Raw genomic sequence first — 20,882 nt, 5'->3', positions numbered from 1 at the left:
GTGTGGTTGGGGATTTCGGGTTATTGGACAACCTCGTTAGGCATCACATGACCCAACTTTCACGACGCCAAGTCGCTCACTCTCTTTGCCAGCTGTCGATAGCTATGGCGGCGAACCTTTCACTCGCTCCGCCGGCACGGGCAAAGAGTTCCTCGTCAGTTCAGGTTGGTAGCGCTTCAATCGCTCTGCCGATACCAGCCGGCTACTCCGATCCGACTGCGCGAGCCCCAAAACTGAAGTCTCTGCTTGAGAGCTCTACGATTGCGCAGAAGAAGTTCCTAGCCGGCTTTGTGAGCACAGACGACGTAGAGGCCGAGGCCTCTGGTCGCGATCCCAATCTGCGCCTGTACTTTGTTGCTCAGACGCTCCGAGCTGCTGAGCTTATGACTACTTCCTCAGCAGCATTCGAAAATACGAAGAAAATCATTAGAGACCAGTTCCAGACTCTGGCTCCCCTTACAGGTCCAGCGTTATCAGAGCTTGTTGAACGACTTACTTCTGCCGCTGGCCAAACTGTGGCGCACACGAAAGTGGCACCTGTCGGCATCTTTGACGAAACCCCTGCTTCGATAAGCGTGACCGCGATCAATACAAGTGTCGTGAGTTCTGGTGCAGCGACCATTACAGACTCAACAATCGTTTCGGCAACAACGGCACTCGTGCGTGGCAAGTACATCTACCTTCAAGTTTGCAGCGATCTCGCGGCTGCAAAGGATGTGCTCGAAAACCAAGATGCATCGCGTGCGTGGACGCGCGCGATCCTGGTAGCCAATCAGTGACCGGCGCATCTACGGCCCACCTGAGTGCAAGCCCTCCACAACAGTGATTCCTAACCCATCGTTCAAGCGGAGCGCCAACGGCAGGGCGCCAGGCCCGGTCTGGCGGTACGCGGTACATTTTCGCCACGCCGGGCCTGGCGCCCTGCCGCTGGCTCCCGCTTAGCTCGAACGTTGGGGCTCACAATTCATCGCGCCATGACTCAACGAGTTTCCATCACCCGAGCCGATCTTGAAGAGCGCCGCGATCTGCTTCTTGCGTCCGCTGAGCAGACGCAATTTCAAATCGCGGAACTTGCTGGTGTTGAAGACCCGGTTCGGTTTCTGTTTCGGCTCAAATTCGAGGAGGTCGGTTGTGATCCGTTGAATTGCTCCCGGCCACTGAATCTCATTGAGCAACTGCACCAAACGTTCACCTATCTCGCTACCTTCAACGGCGCAGAGTTTTTGTTCGAGCGTCACCCCGAAGTGAAACGGCTGGTTTTGAACCTCGGTACTTCCGGCGGCTCCGACATAGAAACCACGGAAGGGGAAGGTATTGCTGCCGAAGTATTTGCGGCCGTAACGCCCCGGAACAATGGCAAATTGGCCGCCGACATCGAGAAGGTCTCGAAGTCCTCCGCGAAGTATCGCTATGTCCTCTTCATGAGCCCCGAGCACGGGGCGGGTCCATATAGGGGCAGGTTAAAAGCGCCAGGGGTAGTCGTTTGGTCACTTGGTTCTTCGCTGTGAGCCCCAACCCTGCAATGCCCCAGACCTTGCGTACAAAGCCGCGCAAAGCTGGTGATTTTTAACGTTACCCCGCACCTCATGGAACACGGCGCCCAAGTCAAGTTCGACGACATTTTGTCCGGCTATGGGTGGGTTTGTGCCTCATCGGATGGAGCCAACTCTGCCTTCGTGTCTCGTGCCACAGGCTTGGTGCATTGGGCGTCCAGCGACACCGAGATGGACGACGAACTGCCGGAGGACATCGAGAACAGCAGCGCCTATGTTGATATCCCTCACAAATTCGATCTCAATCTCGGCAGGGATCTTGCTCTGGCTTTCACAGAAGAACGGCTGAGCGATTCAATTCGCACTGTCCAGGGCTTCTTTCGGCAGCGTGGCGCTTACAGCAGATTCAAGGACCTGCTACAGCACAAAGGCCTGCTGCAGGCCTGGTACGACTACGAGGCCAGCAAGACCGAAGTTGCGTTGCGAGAATGGTGCGCCGAGCAGGGAATTGCAGTAGCCCCGGACTCCAGCAGCAGTGCGGGCTGAGCATGCCGCCAAAGGGACTCCTGCGGGCTGCGCGCTCCAGACGGCCCTCTTTTCAAGCCTTGAGCCCGACCTCTCTATCCAACAACATTCACGGACCATCGATGAAATTCACTGCAACGTTCACAGTTCTGGCTGGCCTGCTGCTGGCACCAGCGGCACTTGCGCAAGACGCCGCTCAGGTCGACCAGGCAACGACGGTCGCAAGGAAGTGGGTCGCGCTGATTGATGCAGCCAACTACTCTGCCAGCTGGGAGCAGTCGGCTGCTGAATTCCAGGCTGCTGTCTCAAAGCCGGCATGGGAAGCCGCAGCACAGGCTGTCCGTGCACCATTGGGCGCAGTCATAACACGCAAATTGCTGGGCGCTCAATACACCCATTCCATTCCTGGCGCGCCGGCAGGCGAGTACGTGGTGATTCAGTTCGAAAGCAGCTTCGAGAAGAAGGCCGGAGCGATTGAGACCGTGACGCCCATGAAAGGCAAGGACGGCACTTGGCGAGTTTCTGGCTACTTCGTCAGATAGCGGCTTAGCCACTCACGCGAGCGGACGGGCGCTCGCTCGATGCGCTCGGCTCCCTGAGCATGTTCAGAGCTCCGCGCAGCCCGCTGATGCTGCTTGCATTGTTTCTGCGCTTCCTGCACAGGAATCAGTTCCGACTTCCAGATTTTCGGCTCGGCCTCATCAAGCGCGTGAACCTGGAGAACACGCGAGGCCCATTTGGCCGCCGCTCAGCTCAACTTCTCTGAGGCGTCCTCTTGCAAGCAGCAGTGGATTGCTGAGGTCGGCGGCCGGCAGTCTTTGCGCACAAACACTGTTTGCCCGAAGATGACAAGCCCAGCGTTTTCAGTCGCGTGGGCCGCCCGCCTGCGGCGCCCGCCCACGTTCAAATGGGTCCGCATCAAACCACCTGGCAACATGAACTCTCACAAAGTCATAGGTACCACATCGATCCAAGATCGGCACCGCGCGACATGCCATTGCGGCAGCGTGGTGCTCGAACTGGAACTGCCGGACGGTGTCGAGAACCCGCGGCGTTGCAACTGTTCCATGTGCAGCAGACGAGGCGCGGTCACTGCATCCATTCCCATCGAACGGCTCCATGTCATTCAGGGCGAGGAATTCCTGAGCCGGTACCAATTCAACACCTTGACCGCCCAGCACTACTTCTGCAGAGCTTGCGGCATCTACACGCACCATCAGCGTCGGTCGGATCCAAGCGCTTACGGATACAACGTGGCTTGCCTTGAAGGCGTGGATGTTTTTGTGCTCGGGCCTGTTCCGACGTCCGATGGGAGACATCACATCTGCGATAGAGGTGACCAGGATGCGACCTAGCCCCAGAGAAGCCATGCCCGTCGTGGAATGTGAAGTCCCCTCCTCCAGCGTCCTGGAACGCCGAGTGATTGACGCCGCTTACTTTCGCGACGCCTACCGCGTTCCCTTGCGCCAAGAGCAGGCCGGCATGGCCGAGATCTTTTTTGCCATCTTTGGGCAGCTTCCAAGATGGCTGAAGTATTCCCTGATCGTCAGGAACCGCATCGCCACCTTCTGTGGGCTCGAGGCGCCCACGAGGTCGGAGATCATGAATCCAGAGATCAAGAGCAGCTACGTCGTGGGCGAGAAGATCGGCGTGTGGCCCATCTTCGCGCTCACCCCCAACGAACTCGTCGCCGGACGCAACAACAAGCACCTGGATTTCAGGCTGTCGGTGCTGAAGGAAGTCAGGGGCGAACACAGCAGCGTCGTCGTCTCGACCATTTGCACGGTGCACAAGCGCTTCGGCAAGGTCTACCTGTTCTTCATCGTTCCATTCCATCGCTGGGGCGTGCAGCAACTGCTGTCGCGTGCGCTCATCGGAGGGCGGCTGTGAAGGGTGTGCGGGGTGACAGATTGGCCCCGTGACAACAGGCACTTGGCGCTACGATTCCCGTCTTCCTTTATTTTCAACAAGGAATATCGCCAATGAAAGACGACGAGCCCATACAGGTCGGACAACTCAGCATTCGCTACTTGGTTGACGGGTCCTCAAGCGGAAAACCCGGCCTGTTCGAGCTGGGCGTACCGCCCGGCGCTCGCGTGCCGCCTCCCCACAGCCACGACAACAACGATGAGTACATCTATGTGCTCGAAGGCGTCTTGCGCTATCGGGTGGGAGAGGAAGTTCGGGAGCTTCATCCAGGCCAGGCGATGGTCAGCCCCCGAGGGAAAGTTCATGCCTTCTCGAATCCTGGAACGGTGTATGCGAAGGCGCTCGTCACGCAATATCCAGATCTCGGGCCGCAATACTTCCGAGACATCGCGCAGATTTTGGGGGCCTCAGGCCCGCCCAATCCAGCCCTCATCGCGCAAGCCATGACTCGGTACGGGCTCGTCCCTGAAGCGCCCTCTGGCGCCTAAGCAGTCACACACGCAGACTGCAGACAGACGCCATCCGTCGCACAGCCCCAACAGCAGAGTCGAAGTCCATGGATGCCCAAGAACGCAACGCTCTGATCCTGACCTTGAAGGCTCGATTTGTGCAGAACCCTCAGCGGCACGAGGGCCTCATCTGGGACATGGTTCAGGCGAAGATCGACCGTGAAGCAAAGTCACTCCAGGCCTTGGCTGGCATGGAGGCCACTGGCGGCGAACCGGATGTGATTGGCTACGACCCTGAGTCCGGGTGCTATGTGTTCTGTGATTGTTCCGCGGAAAGCCCCAAGGGGCGCAGAAGCCTCTGCTACGACCAGAAGGCACTGAACTCACGCAAAGAGAACAAGCCCAGCAGCAGCGCGGTCGAAGCGGCTGCAGCGCTCGGCGTCGAATTGCTGACGGAAACGCAGTATCGGGATTTGCAGAAGCTGGGAGCCTTCGACCTCAAGACCTCCAGCTGGGTGGCGACGCCAGCCGATGTGCGTGCGCTCGGCGGCGCGCTCTTCTGCGATCGACGCTACGGCACCGTGTTCGTGTATCACAACGGGGCGGAGTCGTATTACGCGGCACGAGGATTCCGCGGCTTGCTGCGCGTGTGAGCATGGGGCTGGCGTATCGTCGCAAGCTCTTGTTGCGCCCTCAAGCTGCCAAGACCATGAGGTGCCGGGACTGCGCCCACAATACCAACCGAACGGTTTCGCCGTCTTTGTGATTGACCCGTGCGGACACGCTATCGAGGCGGTCTGCCATGGCTGTCGCGCTCGACTCCACTTGAAACTTGCCCCAACGATGAGCCTCCACGCCAGCCCCGACACACAGATCCGACCGTATAGCGCAGCGGACCAAAAAGCGTGTCTCGAGATCTTCCGCAGCAACCTGCCTCGCTACTTCGACCCCTCGGAACTGCCCGAGTTTGAAGCCTTCCTCGAGAAGCCCAGCGGCGAGTATGTCGTCATGGCCCTGGGCGCCCAACTGGTGGCCTGTGGCGGCTGCTATGTTCGCGAGGGCGTCGGCCGGCTCAGCTGGGGCATGGTGGCGCGTGAGCATCACGGCAGCGCCCTTGGAACTCAGCTGCTGGTTTGGCGCATAGATCGACTGTTCCTGCGAGCTGAAATTTCCGAGATCGCCATCGACACCAGCCAACACACGGCCGGCTTCTTTGCTCGCCACGGATTCTGCACGACCGCGCATGTCATTGATGGATTTGGAGCCGGGATCGACCAGGTGTCCATGTCGCTGCAACGCAGCGCGTACGAGTCGGCGCGCGCCAGCGCCTCGCCTGCAGCGACCTCAGCCGCCGCGACCCAGGGCGGCTTTGGGGTCTGATCCTTGACGTTCAGACCACCAGCCATCCAGCGCGTAGGCCTCGGGGCACAATGAAGCGCGCCTCAGCGGGACTGCCAGAACCCACCTGATTTCAGGCTGCCCCCGCGTCTTCGCGCCCAAGCGGCACACTCCGTCAAAGCCTTGCGTTTCTCCATCCACATGCTCGCTACCCTGCTTCCTATCGCGCTCTTGCACTGGGCCGTCCTCTTGGTTCCCGGTTTCAACTTCATCCTGATTGGGCAGCTGGCGGCCGGTGATACCCGGGCCAAGGCACTTGCTGCCGTGGCCGGCATGACCAGCGCCACCCTGGCTTGGGCGCTTCTTGCGGTCATGGGCGTCGGCGTCATCTTTGCGGCACACCCGGCACTGCGCCAAGTGGCGCAGCTCGCAGGCGGTCTCTACCTGCTGCAACTGGCCTACAAGCTCTGGGGTTCCCGCCATCAGCCGCGCGCTGAAGGCGAGCGGCTTCTCTCACATGCCGGCGCATTCCGTGCCGGCTTCATGACCAGCATCTTGAACCCCAAGATCGCCCTCTTCTACGGCAGCGTCTTCGCCACGGCCATGCCGGCGCAGCCCTCGCTGATGCTGTCCGCCGCAGCCGTCTTGCTGGTGTTCGCCAACTCGGTGGCCTGGCACAGCTCGCTGGCACTCGCGCTGTCCCAGCCCGTGATTCAGCGCGCCTACCTTCGCAATTTCCGGCGCCTGAATCAACTCTCTTCCCTGGTGGTCAGCGCCTTTGGCCTGCGCCTGCTGCTCAGCACCGCGCAGGAGTTCCGCTCACGCGTCGGCTAGCCCAAACTGCTCGCCACTTCTTGATAGCGCTGCAGCGCCAATTCGCTCGCGGCACGCACGGAAGCAGCCACCGCCGCGGTGTTCTGCTGGGCTCTCGCCTCATGGGCGCCTTGCGTCGGATGCTGGGCCGCATAGGCTTGGCGCTCGGGCTCGGTGACCTTGCCGTCGCGGTTGGCATCCTCTTTCTCAAAGCTGCTCGATGAGGAACTGCTGGAGGTGCCACTCGATGCACTCGCAGCGGCGGGCTTCGCAGCGCCAGGCCCTCCGTGTCCGCCGGGCGGCGGGCCCTGCGCACGCCCGCCTGCAGGGCTGCGGCCTGCAGCGGCGGCAGCGTCCTTGGCATCATCGCCATCGCCATCTGCAGGCCGCGCACCCGCCGGGCCTTGCGACAAGGCTTGCTTGAACTCGCTTTGACTGAGCTGGCCATTGCCGTCGACATCGGCTTGGCTGAGAGACTGCGCGATGTCTTGCTGCAGCCGGGCAGAGGCTGCGGCATCGGCCTTGCGTGCGCCTTCTGGCGATATCTTCACCAAATAGGCGGCGGCATCGGCGGCCGTCACGGAGCCCTTGCCCTCGGCGTCGATCTGTTTGAAGACGTCCTCAGCCTTGGGCGGGCGCGGTGGCGCCACGGCACGGGTGCTGGCCGTGGAGGAGCTTGCAATGGACATGGCGCTGGCGATCATGACGGTGAACCTCGCTGCTTGAATGAACCGAGTGACGGCCGACAGGACCCTTGCTTGCTTGACTGCTTCAGAGGCGTCGGCGCCTTGACAACTGTTTGTCGGCGCCACCGGGCTCGAACTTGGCCTTCTTTACCTTGCGCCCTGTGTAAAGAATTGATCCAAATCACGCCTGCCATCGCCGGCCCATCCTTGCCTTGTCTTGCTCTTTGTTTGGCAAACTTCGGGGGCCACCAGTGACGACCCGGTCCGCCGCGGCCCCATCCATTCAGCACGGAGCCCCGCCCACCATGTCCAAGTACCTGATCTCCTTCCCCAGCGCCGCCATGGTCGTGCCGGAGGGCGAGTTGCCGGCGGTCAGCCGAGACGCCCATGCGGTGATCGCCGCGGCCAAGGCGGCCGGGGTCTATGTGTTCGGCGGCGGCATCGACGAAGCCGTGCCGCCACGGCTGGTGATGGCCGATGGGTCCGTCAGCGAAGGCGGCTACCCCTGGGCTCCTGCGCTGAATGGCGGCTTCACCGTGCTGGAACTGGCCTCGCGCGAGGATGCCATCGCCTGGGCTGCTCGCCTGGCCCAAGCCTGCCGCTGCGCCCAGGAGTTGCGCGTATTCATGTTCGAGCCGGAGTCCTGAAGCCAATGCGAGGGGCAAACCTCGGGGTCCAAGCCCCGCTTGCTTCACGCAAAGAAGCCGCTTGACCCGATAACTCTACATATGTAGAGTTATCACATGATTCGTACACGCGCTCCTTCCCAGCAGGCCTTGGCCGTGCTCTTGGTCCTGGCCGACGCAGGTGATGATTGGAGTCACGGCTATGACATTGCAGCTCAGGCCGGCATCAAGTCCGGCACTTTGTATCCGCTGCTGATGCGGTTGGAGGCCCAGGGGCAGTTGGAAGCGGTGTGGCAGGAATCGCCCACGCCCGGCCGCCCGCCCCGCCACGCCTATCGGCTGACCGAGTCGGGCCGCGCCTGGCTGGCTGGCATGGGCGATATGCTGGACCAGGCGCGGGAACGGCGCGCTGCCGCCGGCCTCCAAGTCGGCTGGTCCGGCGCGACATCGTCCTCCTCATGAGGCTCAAGCGGACTCAGGCATGGCGCTTCGCGCCAGCACATGCCTTGATGCGCGCTTGCCTTGCGCTCATGCCTCGCGCCCACGCCGATTGGGCACGAGCCATGCACGTGGAACTGGCGGAAATCGAATCCGCCCGCGCGGCTTGGAGCTTTGCTCTCGGTTGCCTGATCTTGGCCCTGAAGCTGAGCCTGGCTGAGGCCCTTCCACAAGCCTGGCGGCGGGTGGCATATGCAGGCGGACCCACCGCCCGCCACGGCGCCGCCTGCGCCAGCGCGGCCGTACTGGCAGGCAGCGTGTTCATGGCCTGGGCGGGCGCACCCAAGGCCTGGCCCTGGATGAACTGCGTGTCGCTGGTCTTCGCGCTGGCCAGCCTGGCTCTGCTGCCCCGGCAGCGCCTGCAATCGGACGCAAGCCTGCGCGCCAGCCTCTGCCTGTGGATGGGCACGGCCTTGTTGGTCAGCACAGCCTTGGAGCCCACAGCGGGTCTGAGCGGGCGCTGGCTTCGCTTGGGCCCGGTGGCGGTGCAGCCCACATGGCTGCTGCTTCCCAGCCTCTTCCTGCTGTCGCAGCGCTTACCGGGCGCGGCCAGCGCTGCGATGCAGCGTCGGACAGGCCTGGGACTGCTGCTCGCCATGGCGGGCCTGACAGCCCAAATGGAAATGTGCTGGCTGCTGCTGCTGGGCTGCCTTTTGCTGCTGCGCAGCGCAAGCCAGCAGAGCGGCCCAGGGCAAACCTTGCTGGCCTGCCTGGCTTTGCTGTGCGCAGGCGTGGCAAGCCAATCCTGGCAAGCGCCACCGGCCCAGGCCTTTGTGGACCAGGTGCTGCTGCAAGCCTGGGCAGAGGGCTCGGGTCTCGCGCTGAGCTGGTTGGTCCCCGCCACCCTGTTGTTGCTATGGCCGGCCTGGCGTCAAGGCCAGGCAGGTGAACATGGCCTGCTGTGGGCCGGGATCCTTCTGCTGAGCCTGCCCGGCTGGCTGCCGACACCACTGCTGGGCATGGGCGGCAGCGCAATACTTGGTTATGTGCTCAGCTTGGCCGCGGTACCGGAGTCAGGGACCCGCCTCGACGTGCATCGCAGATCGGCTTCGGCGGCGGCACCGCCACCGGAACCGCCACGGCGCCGCCGTCTGCGGCTTGCCTTGCCCAAGCTCCGAGCGCGCTAGCCTTTCTTCAAGCTGAACTCGGGCCAAGCCCTCACGGGGTCTGGCCGAGCCGCTGCATGGGCACACCACTTCCGACTGCCGAACCGCCCTTGCCGCTTCATCTTCCTCGTCGTCAACTCAGAGGTCGTTCCGCCCATGAAATCGAGCCACCGCAAACTCTGCGCCCTTGCTTTGTGCCTGCTGCTTGGCGGCGCTTGCTTCATCTGGACCCACTGGCTGCAGCCCTTGGGTGAGCAAGCCGTGAGCTTCAGGCCCGCACAGCAGACCTGCGGGCAACAAGGCCGATTGCGCTATTGCATCAACCGGGACGCCGGCGGAGTGAATGGTGATTGGGTCTATCACCTGCATGGCCGCAAGCTGGACGAGCGCAGTTGGAACGATCCGTCCTACCTGACCGCCATGATCCAAAGCGCTTGGCAGCAGATGGGACAGCGCCCACCCACGGTGGTGACCCTTTCCTACGGACCGGTCTGGCTGCTCACGCCCAAAGGGAAAGCAGAATTCAGCGGCTTGCTGGACGAGATCGGGCCGGATATGGAGGCCATCGAAGCCCGCCATGGCCGCCCGGCGCAGCGTTTGCTGCTGGGAGAGTCCATGGGCGGGCTCAATGCCTTGATCCTGGGGCTGAGCCAGCCCGAGCGCTTTGCCAAGCTGGCCGCCTTGTGCCCCGGTGTCTATGTAGATTCACCGTTTGCATCCTTCGGCCAGTTGAAAGCTGCGGTCGAACGCACGGGCGCTGACCCCAAAATCAGCTTCGGCGTGCTGCGACTGGCGCGCCAGCATGTGGCCGACCCGGCGGAGTGGCAGCGGGTGTCGCCTTTGTCCTTGATCGAGCGGCCCCTTCCCGCGTCAAGCCACCGGCCGCAGCTCTACGTTTCCAATGGCTTGTACGACCGCTACGGCAATTTCGAAGGCAGCCAGCGCTTGGTCGAGCGCGCCCGCGCCCTTGACTGGCAAACCCAGTGGCACCCGATTTACGGAGGCCACTGCGCCAGCGACATTGACTCCTTGGCGCGCTTTCTGCTCCCGGGCTGAAGCGCCGACACGCACATGACATGGCCAGAGGGGGTCAAGCCCGCTTCAAACTCCCCTGCCCCGCGCCCCAGTGGCGCAACTTATGGCCTGCGATGGCGTAGAACAAGATGATCAGATAGCAAGGCAGCATCACCCAGTAAGCACTTTGCGGGCCGCCGGCATCGGCGAGTCGGCCGTAGACCATGGGCAACAGGGCGCCGCCGGCGATGCCCATGATGAGCAGGGCCGAACCGCTGGCGGTGTGGCGGCCGAGGTCTTGCAGGGCCAAGGGCCAGACGGCCGGCCAGACCAGGGCATTGGCCAGGCCCAGAGCGGCCAGGCAGAACACGGTGTTGGGCACGGCCGGCACACCGGCCCAGCCGAGCAGCAGCTGCGAGATGCCGCTGTCCTGGCTGGAGCTCAGGGCCACGGCGGCAGACAGCAGCACGCCCAGCACGGCCGAAGCCTGCAGCGCGGTCTTCTGCGAAAGCAGGCGCGGGATCAAGAGCACACCGGCCAGATAGCCGAGCACCATGCCGCCCATGGTGTAGCTGGTCAGCACGGCATAGTTCGCCACGCCCAGCTGCTGGCCGTAGAGGCCGATGGTGTCGCCGGCGATCACCTCCACGCCCACATAGACGAACAGGCTCAGCGCGCCCAGCACCACCTGGGGAAAGCGGAAGACCTCGCCGATGCGCACCGGGGCGTTGTCGCCCGCGTCATCCAGATCGGGCTCGGCCAGGGAAGAGAAATGGATGACGCCGGTAAAGACCAGCAGCACCCCGGCCATGACCAGATAAGGCGTGATCAAGCGCGAGGCCAGCTCGGCGCGGGCCAGGGCGCGCGCCGCGGGCTCCAACGCGGCCAGGTCGACGGCGGCCTTTTGGTCAAAGCCGGACAGAATCAAGGCCGAGAACACCAGGGGCACGACGATGCCGGCGCCCTTGTTGAACAAGCCCATGATGCTGATGCGCATGGCCGCACTCTCACGCGCACCGATGCAGACGATGTAGGGGTTGATGGCCGTCTGCATCAGCGTCATGCCCGAGGCCAGAGTGAACAGGGCCAGCAGGAAGAGGCCGTAATGCCCGACCTTGGCGGCCGGAATGAAGAGCAAGGCTCCCAAAGCCATGACCGCCAAGCTCAGCGTCATGCCGCGCTTGTAGCCGCTGCGCGCCAAGATGGCGGCCGAGGGCAGCGCCATCACGGTGTAGGCGATGTAGAAGGCAAAGGTGACCCAGAGCGCTTGGAAGTTGTTGAGCTCACACACCACCTTGAGAAAGGGGATCAAGGAGCCATTCAGCCAAGTGACGAAGCCGAGGATGAAGAACATCAGGCCGATGAAGATCATGGCCAGGACCACGCCTCCTTTCGAGCCGGAACGGAGTTCGGAAGCTTTGTTCATGAGAGAGCGTACCCACAAGGAGCAAGAAATGACCGGCCGTCCATCTGGCGAACAGCATCGATACACACAACAGGCCGCCCTGCAAGAAAGGCGGCCTGTCGGACCGCAAGAGCGGGCCGAGTCGCCGCCCGCTGAATGATCAGCGGCCGGGCGCCTGGCATGCGCTGCGGCGGTCTGGGGCGTCAGAACTTGGCGCGCAGGCCGATGGTGTAACGCGGGCCGTTCTCGTACACGCCGACCGGGATGCCATCGGTGGTGTTGATGCGATTGACCGCGTTGTTCAGGTTCACGGCTGAGCCGTACACCGTGATCTTGTCGGTCAAATCGTAGCCGAGGGTGGCGTCCAGCTGGCCATAGGCGCTGGTCTGGTCCTGGCCGCCCATGTCCAGGCCACCGAAGTAGGCGGAGCGGTAGTTGTAGGACAAGCGGGCGTTCAGGCCGTTCTTTTCATAGAACACGCTGGCATTGAACTGATGCTTGGAATTGCCCACCACACCCAGGCGAGGCTGGCCGGCCACCGAGCCAGCCTTGGCATCGGAGTAGGTGTAGTTCACCACCGTGCCGAAGCCCGTCTTGCCGAAAGGCTGCTGCCATTGCACTTCGACGCCGTTGATCGTGGCGCCGTTGTCGGCATTGTTCGGGCGGGTCACGGAGCGCACGACACCGCCGATGGTTTCGGGCAAGGTGGTGTCGTAGACGAAGGTGTCGAGGCGCTTGGTGAACAAGGTGGCCGACAACATCGAGGCTTCGGCGAAGTACCACTCGGCGCCAATTTCAGCCTGGTTGGCGTGGTAGGGCTTCAGATTGGGATTGCCGGCCGAAGCGGAGCTGGTTGTGCCGCTCAGCTCGGTGCTGGCGCTCAGATTGCTGAAGGTGTTGCGTGCCATCACGCGCGACAGCGCGCCCCGGATCAGCCACTCCTTGTTCAGCTCGTACACCGCGTTGAGGTTGGGCAGGACATCGGTGTAGCTGCGGGTGGTGCTGACCACCGACCAGCCGGCCGCGTCATTGCCCTGGTTGGCCTCCGAAGTCTGCCGGGTCTTGACCAGGCGCACGCCGAAGTCTCCGCGCCACTGATTGGCGGCGAAATCCGCCTTCACATACGTTGCGGTGATCTTTTCCTTGATCTTGTAGTACTCGCCCTTGGCCTCGCCGCCCTTCATGCCCTTGTCGAACATGGCGAAGCCCTTGCTGACGGCCAGACCGTCATCGACCCAGGCGTACTGGGTCAGGGAGCCCGAGGTGGCGGCGGCCTGGCTGAGCAGAGGCGAGGCGCCAGTGGACAGATCGGCGAGGGTCAGGACTTGCCAACCGGTGCCGCCGGGGCCGTTGGTCAAGATGGTGCGGTGGTTCTGCACCGTGTTGTCACGCAGCTTCAGGCCGACCTTGACATCGGTGATGAAGGAGCCGTTGAGATCGAAGGTCAGGTCACCTTGCGCATAGTTCTCGGTGCTCTCCATCTTGCGAATCCAGTCGCGCGTGCCCATCAGCGTCAGTGCCTTGGGGTCGAGCGGGCTCATGCCGATGTACTTGACGTTGTACTGGTCCTTGGCCAAGTCGATTTGTGTCTGGCCCTTGCCTTCGAACCAGAAGTTGCGATCGTGCTTGCTGCCGCCGGAGCCAGAGGTCGTGCCGACCTGGCCATGGGCGTGCCAGTTGTCGGCGTTGTACGTGCCTTCCAGGTCCAGGACCTTGGATTTGATGTAGGCCTCGCGATAAATGGGCTCAAAGGACACGCCGCCGTCCAGCGTGCCGCCGACCAGGGCTTTGGTACCGTCGCTGGTGGTGATGAACTTCGGGTCGGTCACGGCGATCTTGCCGGCCTTGGCCACACCGCCTGCCTGCCACAGGTAGTTCTGGTTGTTGTTGTTCATGCTCATGTCTGAATTCATGTAATTCAGAACGATGTCCGTGGCCTGGTTGGGGCGGAACTGCAGAGCCAGGTTGCCGGTGGTGCGTTCGCGGTCTTGGCGGAAGATGGCCGAGCCACCGCCCCAGGAGGCGTACGCTGGGGTCGACACGCCCTTTTGGTCGACGATGTCGTACTTGGCCGCTTCGGTGAAGTTCTCCAGGCCATCACGACGCATGGTGCGCTTTTGCTGGCTGATGGCCAGCAGCACGCCAAAGGTCTTGTCCTCGCTCTTCCAGTTGACGAGGCCGGCCAGTTGCGGGTCCGTGGCCTTGGGCAGTTTGCTGTACGTGGCTTCGACGGAGCCCACGGCGCTGAACTGGTTCTTGAAGTCCAGCGGCTTGCGTGTCTTGACGTTCACCAGGCCGCCGATGCTGCCTTCGTCCAGGTCGGCGGAAGGGCTCTTGAACACGTCCAGGCTGCCGACGATTTCAGACGGCAGGATGTCGTAGTTGAAGCCGCGGCTCTGCGAGTCGTTCTTCCACCAGTAGGCAGAGGCCACCGCCTGGCCATTCAACTGGGTCATGTTGAGGTTCTTGTCGGTGCCGCGCACGAAGATGTCACGGCCTTCACCCCAGCTCCGGTCCACCGAGATGCCGGGCACGCGCTGCAGCGAATCGGCCACGTTCTTGTCGGGGAACTTGCCCACGTCTTCGGCTGAGATCGAATCGACGATGCTGGAGTTCTCGCGCTTCTCGACCAGGTTCTTGTTCAGGGTGGCGCGAATGCCGCGGACCTCGACCTTGTCGAGTTCATTGGTCTTGGCCGGCTCGTCGGCCGCATGGGCTGCGTGCAGGGCCAGCGAGCCGATGACGGCGCTGATCAGTTGGGGCAGAACTTTTTTCTGGAACGACAGGGGCTGGTTCATGGAACAGGTCTCCGAGAGTTTTTTGCGTCTTGCTTGATGAGGGGTCCGCTGCCACAGCGCAGGCAGCAAGCCGGGCAGGCCCATGCTTCGACCTCGGCAATTTAGCGGCAGGCAGCGGCGCCAGATCAGCACGTTGCGTTTTGCAGGACTTCATTGCATCGGTCTTACAAAGCAGGGGCTGATGCAAGACGGAAGCGCGGGGATACCCGCAGTTTGAAGGGCGGGAAGCGGCACATTGCTGGAATTCAAATGCAACCACAGAGGCATGGAGGCACAGAGCTAAAACCAATTCAGCTTTGTATTTCTCTGTGCCTCTGCGCCTCTGTGGTTGCCTTTTGTATTCGGCTGCTTTGTGCCGAAACCGGCAAGCCAAACCCTGAGCTTCCCCACCTGCCATAAAAAGAGGGCGGCGCCTCGCGACACCGCCCTTCCCGATTGAGCTTCAAAGGCTCAGAGCTGCGGCGCAGGCACGATGGTGGCGCTGCAGTCGCCGAAGCCAATGCGGCGGGCGCCGCCGGCCAGGCTGCTGGTTTCGGCATAGCCGCGCAGGCTGATGCTGTCACCGTCTTGCAAGAAGGTGCGTGTCTCGCCATTGGGCAGGGTCAGGGCTTGCTTGCCGCCCAGCGAGAGCTCCAGCAGCGAGCCGCCTTCAACCGCCTCGGGGCCAGACTGGGTGCCCGTGCCCATCAAGTCGCCAGGCTGCAGATTGCAGCCATTGCTGGCGTGGTGGGTCAGCATCTGAGCCAAGGTCCAGTAGGCGTGCTTGAAGTTGGAGCGCATCAGGCGAGTGGCGGGCTGGCCGGCGGCACGCATCTTCTCGGTTTGGATCCAAACTTCAAGTTCGATCGCATAGCCACCTTCGCTGCGGTTGCGCGGCGAATCGATGTAGGCCAGCGGTTGCGGATCTTCGGCCGGGTGCGAGAACGGCACGCGGAAAGGTTCCAGCGCCTCCATGGTGACGATCCAAGGCGAGATGGTGGTGGCGAAGTTCTTGGCCAGGAAGGGGCCGAGCGGCTGGTACTCCCAGGCCTGCACATCGCGGGCCGACCAGTCGTTGAGCAGGGTCACGCCGAACAGATGCTCGTCGGCCTGCTCCATCGGAATCGGGGTGCCCAACTCATTGCCGCTGGCCACGAAGACGCCCAGCTCCAGCTCATAGTCCAGGCGCTTGCACGCGGCCAGCACCGGCACTTCGGCGTCGGGGCTTTTCAGCTGGCCCAGCGGGCGGCGCACCGTGCCGCCGCTGACGCCGATGGACGAGCTGCGGCCGTGGTAGCCGATCGGCACCCACTTGTAATTGGGCAGCAGCGGGTTGTCCGGGCGGAACAGCTTGCCCACCGTGGTGGCGTGGTGGATGCCGGTGTAGAAGTCGGTGTAGTCGCCGATGCGGCAAGGCACGGCCATCTGCGCCTCGGCCTGGGCCAGCAGGCAGGCGCGCAGAGCGGCCTCTTGCTTGGAGCCGGCCAGCAACGCATCGAACAAGGCATGGCGCAGCTCCAGGCGCGCCGCCGAGGGCTGAGCCATGAAGGCGTTCAGATTGCCATCGGCCAGAGGCTGCAGCAGCACCTGCACGCTGCTGCTCCATTTGCCGGCAGCGGCGGCCAGGCGCAGATCGAGGATCTGGTCACCGATGGCCACGCCGACGCGGGCGCTCTCATTGCTGCCGGCGCGACGGAACAAGCCGTAGGGCAGGTTCTGGATGGGAAAGTCGGTGTCGGCCGCGTTGGCGCTGTCCACCCAGGACTGGGCGCTGGGGCTGTGGGTGTGGTCGATCAAGCTCATGGGATTCTCAAACTATCGGTCAATATTGCTGAAGTCGATTCAGGCGCTGAAGCGGTCTTGCAAGCCGCTCCAGCACTGGGCATAACGGGTTTCCAGCGCGCCACCGTTCATGGCGAACTCGGTGGGCAGCAAGCGCCAGCGGGTCTCGAACATGAAGGCCAGGGTGTGGTCCAACTTGTGCGGCGCCAAGTCCACGCTGCTGGCCTTGGCAAAAGCTTCGGTGTCCGGGCCGTGCGGCACATAGGCATTGTGCAGGCTGGAGCCGCCGGGCTTGAAGCCCTCGGGCTTGGCGTCGTACTGGCCCAGCACCAGGCCCATGAACTCGCTCATCACATTGCGGTGGTACCAGGGCGGGCGGAAAGTGTCTTCGGCCACCATCCAGCGCGGCGGGAAGATCACGAAGTCCACATTGGCCCAGCCGGCGGTGTCGCTGGGCGAGGTCAGCACGGTGAAGATGCTCGGGTCCGGGTGGTCGAAGCTGATCGAGCCGATGGTCATGAAATGCGCGGTATCGTACTTGTAGGGCGTCAGATTGCCATGCCAGGCCACCACATTGAAGGGCGTGTGCCCCTGCTCGGCGCGCCAGAGCTTGCCGCCAAACTTCTTGATGATTTCGTAGGCGCCGGCCTCGGTTTCGAAATGCGCCACCGGAGCCAGGAAGTCGCGTGGATTGGCCAGGCCGTTGGAGCCGATCGGGCCCAGCTCCGGCAGGCGGAAGGGCGCGCCGTAGTTCTCGCAGATGTAACCGCGCGAGGGGCCATCCACCGCCACCTTGAAGGCCAGGCCGCGCGGAATCAGCGCAATCTCGCCCGGCTTCACGTCCAGGCGGCCGAGCTCGGTGGCGATGCGCAGGGCGCCCTGCTGCGGCACGATCAGCAGCTCGCCGTCGGCGTTGACGAAGGCGCTGCGCTCCATCGAGGCATTGGCCAGGTAAATGTGCGCGGCCATGCCCAGTTGCGCATCGGGGTCGCCGTTGACGACCAGGGTGCGCAGGCCGGCAACGAAATCGCTGCGAGCCTCGGGGATGGCGGTCGGCGCCCAGCGCAGCGGGTCCGGCGGAGCGGCCTGGCCCTCAGCCGCGCCGGTCTTAAGGAAGGCATGGCTCAGGGGCTGATAACTGCCCACCACGACGGAGGGCTGGCGGCGGTACATCCAGGTGCGCAGGTTCTCGGCACGCGGCGCGGTGAAGGCCGCGCCCGAAAGCAGCTCGGCATAGAGGCCATGGGCCACTTGCTGTGGGCTGTTGCGGCCCACCGGCAGGCTGCCGGCCACGGCCTCGGTGACATGCTGGTTGCCGAAACCGGCTTGGTAGTTCAGGGTTTCACTCATGGTGCGGGATCGTTGGAATTCAAAGTCGATGTTTCAGGTTCGCGGGCCAGGTCGATCGCCTCGCGCAGCAGCGCGCTGTCGCCGATCTGGTTGGCCAGGATCAAGCTCAGCTTGGCCAGAAAGCGCTGGGCCTGGCCCTCGTCCAGATCTCTCTGAGCGGCGATCAGGTGCTCGTAAAAACCGTCGGGGTCTTGGAGATTGGGTTGGCGTTTCAGAGTCCCGATGGATGCAGCGGGTACCGCAATCGATGCAGGCGCGGGGCTGCGCGCCAAGGCGCAGTCCAGGGCCAGAGCCACAGCCGCCGCATCGAAGTCGCGCCAGCGTGCCGCCACCACCTGGTCGGGGCGGATCAGGTAGACGCTGCCGGGCCGGGCGTCCAGTCGAGCGGCCAGCAGGCCCTCAGCGTCGATCAAGTCTTCGCCCACCACGAGCGCATGACACTCAGCCGGCAGCACGGTCGCGGCCACCGCGCCGAAGCTCAAGAGCACAAAGCCCGCCCCCGCACGATACAGCTCTCGCAGCAGCCAGCTGGCCTGGCCGGCGCGGTTCACCGGCGCATCGGGCACGGGCTCACCGGGGGCCGGGCCGGACTCGAAAGCGCCTGGCACATCGGCCGTGTTCAGCGGTGAATCGCGGTAGGCCGTGGGCATGGACAGGCGGCCGCTGTTGACCAGCGGACGGGCCAGAGGTTCGCGCCGGGCCAGCTCCAGCACGGCATTGCGCAACTGCAGCGAGGTGGCCGTCTTGGGGGTGATGAAATCGGTCGAGCGGGTGGACTGGCGCAGGTTGTCGTCGGCGGCGGCGGCGCGCTCGAGGTGGTAGCTTTCCAGCAAAGCTTCGGGCGCACGGCCTTGCAGCACGGCCGCCAGCTTCCAGGCCAGGTTGTCGGCGTCCTGCACGCCGCTGTTGGCGCCGCGTGCTCCGAAAGGCGAGACCTGGTGCGCGGCATCGCCGGCGAAAAGCACGCGGCCATGGCGGAAGCGGTCGATGCGGCGGCAGGCGAACTGGTAGACCGAGACCCACTCCAGCTCAAACGGCAGCTCCGGGCCCAGCATGGCACGGACCAGGCGCTGCACGTTCTCCGGCTGGCGTGCCTGCTCGGGGTCGGCCTGCCAGCCGAGCTGGAAATCGATGCGCCAGATGTCGCGACTCTGGCGGTGCAGCAGCACCGATTGGCCGGGGTGGAACGGTGGGTCGAACCAGAAGCGCCGCTCGGTCGGTAAGCCCAGGGCCTCGGGGATGTGCACATCGGCGATCAGGAAACGGTCCTGGAAGGCCTTGCCGCTGAACTCCGCGCCCACCATGCGGCGGACATCGCTGCTGGCGCCGTCACAGGCCAACAGCCAATCGGCGAGCAGCTCGAACTCCCCCTCAGGCGATTCGATGCGCAGGCGCAGCGGGCCGCCCTCCTCGCCAACGTCGTCGGCCAGCGCCAGCAGCTTGTGCTTCCAGCGCAGATCGATCAGCGGCTCGGCCATGCAGGCGGCCACCAGTCGCTCTTCCAGGTGGTACTGCTGCAGATTGATCATGGCCGGCTGCTCATGGCCGGCTTGGGGCAGCAAGTCGAACTCGTAAGCCAGGCCCTCGCCATGGAAGACCCGGCCCAGGCGCCAGCTCACGCCTTGATCCACCAGATCCTTCGCCAGGCCCAGACGCGACCAGATTTCCAGCGTGCGCTTGGCATAGCAGACCGCACGCGAGCCGATGCTGACGCTGTTGTTGTCGTCCAGCAGCACGACGGCCAAGCCGCGCGCCGCGCAATCAAGCGCCAGGCTCAGCCCGACCGGCCCGGCACCGACGATCACCACCGGGCAGCGCACCGCCTCGCCGGTGGCGCGCCAGTGCAACTGGTCGGCGCTGATGCGCGCCTCGTACTGCGGGTAGACGTAACGGTGATTCATGGCGGCAGGATCAGCACATCCATCAAACGTTCTCGAGTGCCTTCCACATGGCCACATCGCGTTCGGCCGTCCAGATGCGCGGGTCGGCGTGGCCACTGGCCTCGTCGTAAGCCCGGGTCACATCGAAGGGCATGCAATGGGCAAAGATCACCCAGTGGCCGTAGCGCTCAGCCAAGCGGGCATAGGTCTCGCGGTAGACCGCGTTGAGATCCAGGCCCGCGGCAGCGCCCGCCTTGACGCTCTCGTAGAGCTCGCTGACAAAGGCGCGCGTGCCGTTCAGGCCGGCCTGCACTTGCTCGGGCGTTTGCAGCGCGGCGCCGCGGCCGGGCACCAGCTTGGCGGGCTTGAGCGCAGCCAGGCGGTCGAGGGTGGCGGGCCAATCCTGGAAATAAGCGTCGCCGGCATAGGGCGTGGCATCGAACTCGACCAGATCGCCCGAGAACAGCACCCGGTCCTGCGGCAGCCAGACCACCGTGTCGCCCTTGGTGTGGCCACGGCCCAGCTGCAGGATCTGCACTTCCAGCTTGCCCAGCCAGAGCGTCATCTTGCCGGTGAAGGTCAGGGTCGGCCAGGTCAGGCCCAGCGGCACCGACTCCACGGCATTGAAGAGGCGCGGGAAGCGACCGATCTCGCTGGCCTTGTCTTGCTCGCCGCGCTCGACGATGAGGTCGTAGGTGTCCTGGCTGGCAATGACCTGCTCGCAGCCCTCGGCCCGGTAGGCGCTGGCGCCGAGCACCCGCACCGCGTGGTAGTGGCTGAGCAGCACGTACTTGATGGGCTTGTCCGTCACCTCGCGGATGCGGCGGATCACGTCTTGCGCCATTACCGGCGTGGCCTGGGTGTCGATCACCATGACCGCGTCGTCGCCGATGACGATGCCGGTGTTCGGATCGCCCTCCGCCGTGTAGGCGTAGGCATGCGGCGACAGCTGGTCAAAACTGACCTTCTTGACCTCCAGATCGGCTTGCGAAGCGAAAGTCTTGGGGCTCGTCGGGGTCGGGTTGCTCATGGCAAAGCTCTCGGTGAGGGGCAATCGCGGGCGCCGGAACAGCACAAAGCGGCAGGGCTCGATTTAACCAAAGTCAAATGAGTTTGTCTATATTTAACAAATTCATCCAACACGAATACCGCGAAATGGTCGGCTGGAATCGGCACGAAGCGGAAATTCAATTGCAACCACAGAGGCACGG

At 63.6% G+C, this 20,882-nt stretch carries 21 protein-coding genes; 13 read left to right on the top strand and 8 right to left on the bottom strand.

The features are described from left to right. Positions 1–779 (top strand): hypothetical protein (locus LNV23_RS17200; RefSeq protein ID WP_263564106.1); only part of this gene is annotated, 779 nt, incomplete at its 5' end. A 159-nt stretch (positions 780–938) separates the two neighbouring features. Here the strand turns inward: LNV23_RS17200 and LNV23_RS17195 are convergent. Continuing rightward, the gene (locus tag LNV23_RS17195) at positions 939–1,436 is read right to left on the bottom strand and encodes a hypothetical protein (protein WP_263564105.1); all 498 of its coding nucleotides are present in this window, start codon (positions 1,434–1,436) and stop codon (positions 939–941) included. A gap of 150 nt (positions 1,437–1,586) precedes the next feature. Here LNV23_RS17195 and LNV23_RS17190 point away from each other — a divergent pair, with 150 nt between their 5' ends. From LNV23_RS17190 to LNV23_RS17155, 8 genes are all read left to right on the top strand, one after another. Continuing rightward, positions 1,587–2,039: a UPF0158 family protein gene (locus tag LNV23_RS17190; protein WP_263564104.1), complete on the top strand. Its 453-nt coding sequence runs from the start codon at positions 1,587–1,589 to the stop codon at positions 2,037–2,039. Positions 2,040–2,140: 101 nt separating this feature from the next. Further along, the gene (locus LNV23_RS17185; RefSeq protein ID WP_263564103.1) at positions 2,141–2,560 is read left to right on the top strand and encodes a DUF4019 domain-containing protein; all 420 of its coding nucleotides are present in this window, start codon (positions 2,141–2,143) and stop codon (positions 2,558–2,560) included. A 303-nt stretch (positions 2,561–2,863) separates the two neighbouring features. After that, complete coding sequence (locus tag LNV23_RS17180; protein ID WP_318023252.1) at positions 2,864–3,373, top strand: GFA family protein; 510 nt, start codon at positions 2,864–2,866, stop codon at positions 3,371–3,373. A gap of 13 nt (positions 3,374–3,386) precedes the next feature. After that, positions 3,387–3,908, top strand: coding sequence for a DUF2867 domain-containing protein (locus tag LNV23_RS17175; RefSeq protein ID WP_263564101.1), 522 nt, complete (start codon positions 3,387–3,389; stop codon positions 3,906–3,908). A gap of 92 nt (positions 3,909–4,000) precedes the next feature. Then, positions 4,001–4,435, top strand: a complete 435-nt coding sequence (locus tag LNV23_RS17170) for a cupin domain-containing protein (protein ID WP_263564100.1) — start codon at positions 4,001–4,003, stop codon at positions 4,433–4,435. 68 nt (positions 4,436–4,503) lie between these two features. Beyond that, positions 4,504–5,049 carry a DUF4256 domain-containing protein gene (locus LNV23_RS17165; protein WP_263564099.1) on the top strand — a complete coding sequence of 182 codons (546 nt, stop codon included), beginning with the start codon at positions 4,504–4,506 and terminating at the stop codon, positions 5,047–5,049. A gap of 190 nt (positions 5,050–5,239) precedes the next feature. Beyond that, positions 5,240–5,776 (top strand): GNAT family N-acetyltransferase, encoded by a 537-nt coding sequence (locus tag LNV23_RS17160; protein WP_263564098.1) that lies wholly within the window; start codon positions 5,240–5,242, stop codon positions 5,774–5,776. 159 nt (positions 5,777–5,935) lie between these two features. Then, positions 5,936–6,568 (top strand): LysE family translocator, encoded by a 633-nt coding sequence (locus tag LNV23_RS17155; protein ID WP_263564097.1) that lies wholly within the window; start codon positions 5,936–5,938, stop codon positions 6,566–6,568. Here LNV23_RS17155 and LNV23_RS17150 read toward each other — a convergent pair. After that, positions 6,565–7,251: an EF-hand domain-containing protein gene (locus LNV23_RS17150; protein ID WP_263564096.1), complete on the bottom strand. Its 687-nt coding sequence runs from the start codon at positions 7,249–7,251 to the stop codon at positions 6,565–6,567. The two genes, LNV23_RS17155 and LNV23_RS17150, sit on opposite strands and share 4 nt — an antisense overlap. 287 nt (positions 7,252–7,538) lie before the next feature. On the opposite strand from LNV23_RS17150, the gene LNV23_RS17145 reads away from it, so the two are divergent. From LNV23_RS17145 to LNV23_RS17130, 4 genes are all read left to right on the top strand, one after another. Next, entirely contained in the window at positions 7,539–7,880 is a 342-nt protein-coding gene (locus LNV23_RS17145; protein ID WP_263564095.1) for a YciI family protein, read from the top strand. A 96-nt stretch (positions 7,881–7,976) separates the two neighbouring features. Further along, on the top strand, positions 7,977–8,321 hold the full coding sequence (locus LNV23_RS17140) for a PadR family transcriptional regulator (RefSeq protein ID WP_263564094.1): 345 nt from the start codon (positions 7,977–7,979) through the stop codon (positions 8,319–8,321). A gap of 107 nt (positions 8,322–8,428) precedes the next feature. Next, positions 8,429–9,484 carry a hypothetical protein gene (locus tag LNV23_RS17135; RefSeq protein ID WP_263564093.1) on the top strand — a complete coding sequence of 352 codons (1,056 nt, stop codon included), beginning with the start codon at positions 8,429–8,431 and terminating at the stop codon, positions 9,482–9,484. A 135-nt stretch (positions 9,485–9,619) separates the two neighbouring features. After that, positions 9,620–10,519 (top strand): alpha/beta hydrolase-fold protein, encoded by a 900-nt coding sequence (locus LNV23_RS17130; RefSeq protein ID WP_263564092.1) that lies wholly within the window; start codon positions 9,620–9,622, stop codon positions 10,517–10,519. A 34-nt stretch (positions 10,520–10,553) separates the two neighbouring features. On the opposite strand, the gene LNV23_RS17125 is transcribed toward LNV23_RS17130, so the two are convergent. From LNV23_RS17125 to LNV23_RS17095, 6 genes are all read right to left on the bottom strand, one after another. Beyond that, a complete protein-coding gene (locus tag LNV23_RS17125; RefSeq protein WP_263564091.1) occupies positions 10,554–11,903 on the bottom strand; it encodes a sugar MFS transporter in 1,350 nt (449 codons plus the stop codon). Positions 11,904–12,085: 182 nt separating this feature from the next. Continuing rightward, the gene (locus tag LNV23_RS17120; RefSeq protein ID WP_263564090.1) at positions 12,086–14,680 is read right to left on the bottom strand and encodes a TonB-dependent receptor; all 2,595 of its coding nucleotides are present in this window, start codon (positions 14,678–14,680) and stop codon (positions 12,086–12,088) included. A 450-nt stretch (positions 14,681–15,130) separates the two neighbouring features. Continuing rightward, positions 15,131–16,462: a fumarylacetoacetase gene (gene fahA, locus LNV23_RS17115; protein ID WP_263564089.1), complete on the bottom strand. Its 1,332-nt coding sequence runs from the start codon at positions 16,460–16,462 to the stop codon at positions 15,131–15,133. Positions 16,463–16,501: 39 nt separating this feature from the next. Further along, positions 16,502–17,791 (bottom strand): homogentisate 1,2-dioxygenase, encoded by a 1,290-nt coding sequence (gene hmgA, locus LNV23_RS17110; protein WP_263564088.1) that lies wholly within the window; start codon positions 17,789–17,791, stop codon positions 16,502–16,504. After that, entirely contained in the window at positions 17,788–19,692 is a 1,905-nt protein-coding gene (locus LNV23_RS17100) for an FAD-dependent monooxygenase (RefSeq protein ID WP_318023251.1), read from the bottom strand. The genes hmgA and LNV23_RS17100 overlap by 4 nt, the downstream gene beginning before the upstream one ends. 22 nt (positions 19,693–19,714) lie before the next feature. After that, positions 19,715–20,701: an MBL fold metallo-hydrolase gene (locus tag LNV23_RS17095; protein WP_263564087.1), complete on the bottom strand. Its 987-nt coding sequence runs from the start codon at positions 20,699–20,701 to the stop codon at positions 19,715–19,717. Positions 20,702–20,882 lie beyond the last annotated feature (181 nt).

It is taken from the genome of Kinneretia sp. DJ1R-11, assembly GCF_025717595.1.
Classification (GTDB): domain Bacteria; phylum Pseudomonadota; class Gammaproteobacteria; order Burkholderiales; family Burkholderiaceae_C; genus Paucibacter_A.
The sequence above is the reverse complement of the archived record's forward strand: the minus strand, read 5'-3'. Positions and strand labels throughout refer to the sequence as shown.

Excerpts from the sequence above, each read along its gene's own strand:
- LNV23_RS17190 (WP_263564104.1), top strand. The coding sequence starts at position 1,587 with ATGGAACACGGCGCCCAAGTCAAGTTCGACGACATTTTGTCCGGCTAT.
- LNV23_RS17185 (WP_263564103.1), top strand. The coding sequence starts at position 2,141 with ATGAAATTCACTGCAACGTTCACAGTTCTGGCTGGCCTGCTGCTGGCA.
- LNV23_RS17180 (WP_318023252.1), top strand. The coding sequence starts at position 2,864 with ATGACAAGCCCAGCGTTTTCAGTCGCGTGGGCCGCCCGCCTGCGGCGC.
- LNV23_RS17175 (WP_263564101.1), top strand. The coding sequence starts at position 3,387 with ATGCCCGTCGTGGAATGTGAAGTCCCCTCCTCCAGCGTCCTGGAACGC.
- LNV23_RS17170 (WP_263564100.1), top strand. The coding sequence starts at position 4,001 with ATGAAAGACGACGAGCCCATACAGGTCGGACAACTCAGCATTCGCTAC.
- LNV23_RS17165 (WP_263564099.1), top strand. The coding sequence starts at position 4,504 with ATGGATGCCCAAGAACGCAACGCTCTGATCCTGACCTTGAAGGCTCGA.
- LNV23_RS17160 (WP_263564098.1), top strand. The coding sequence starts at position 5,240 with ATGAGCCTCCACGCCAGCCCCGACACACAGATCCGACCGTATAGCGCA.
- LNV23_RS17155 (WP_263564097.1), top strand. The coding sequence starts at position 5,936 with ATGCTCGCTACCCTGCTTCCTATCGCGCTCTTGCACTGGGCCGTCCTC.
- LNV23_RS17150 (WP_263564096.1), bottom strand. The coding sequence starts at position 7,251 with ATGATCGCCAGCGCCATGTCCATTGCAAGCTCCTCCACGGCCAGCACC.
- LNV23_RS17145 (WP_263564095.1), top strand. The coding sequence starts at position 7,539 with ATGTCCAAGTACCTGATCTCCTTCCCCAGCGCCGCCATGGTCGTGCCG.
- LNV23_RS17140 (WP_263564094.1), top strand. The coding sequence starts at position 7,977 with ATGATTCGTACACGCGCTCCTTCCCAGCAGGCCTTGGCCGTGCTCTTG.
- LNV23_RS17130 (WP_263564092.1), top strand. The coding sequence starts at position 9,620 with ATGAAATCGAGCCACCGCAAACTCTGCGCCCTTGCTTTGTGCCTGCTG.
- LNV23_RS17125 (WP_263564091.1), bottom strand. The coding sequence starts at position 11,903 with ATGAACAAAGCTTCCGAACTCCGTTCCGGCTCGAAAGGAGGCGTGGTC.
- LNV23_RS17120 (WP_263564090.1), bottom strand. The coding sequence starts at position 14,680 with ATGAACCAGCCCCTGTCGTTCCAGAAAAAAGTTCTGCCCCAACTGATC.
- fahA (WP_263564089.1), bottom strand. The coding sequence starts at position 16,462 with ATGAGCTTGATCGACCACACCCACAGCCCCAGCGCCCAGTCCTGGGTG.
- hmgA (WP_263564088.1), bottom strand. The coding sequence starts at position 17,791 with ATGAGTGAAACCCTGAACTACCAAGCCGGTTTCGGCAACCAGCATGTC.
- LNV23_RS17100 (WP_318023251.1), bottom strand. The coding sequence starts at position 19,692 with ATGAATCACCGTTACGTCTACCCGCAGTACGAGGCGCGCATCAGCGCC.
- LNV23_RS17095 (WP_263564087.1), bottom strand. The coding sequence starts at position 20,701 with ATGAGCAACCCGACCCCGACGAGCCCCAAGACTTTCGCTTCGCAAGCC.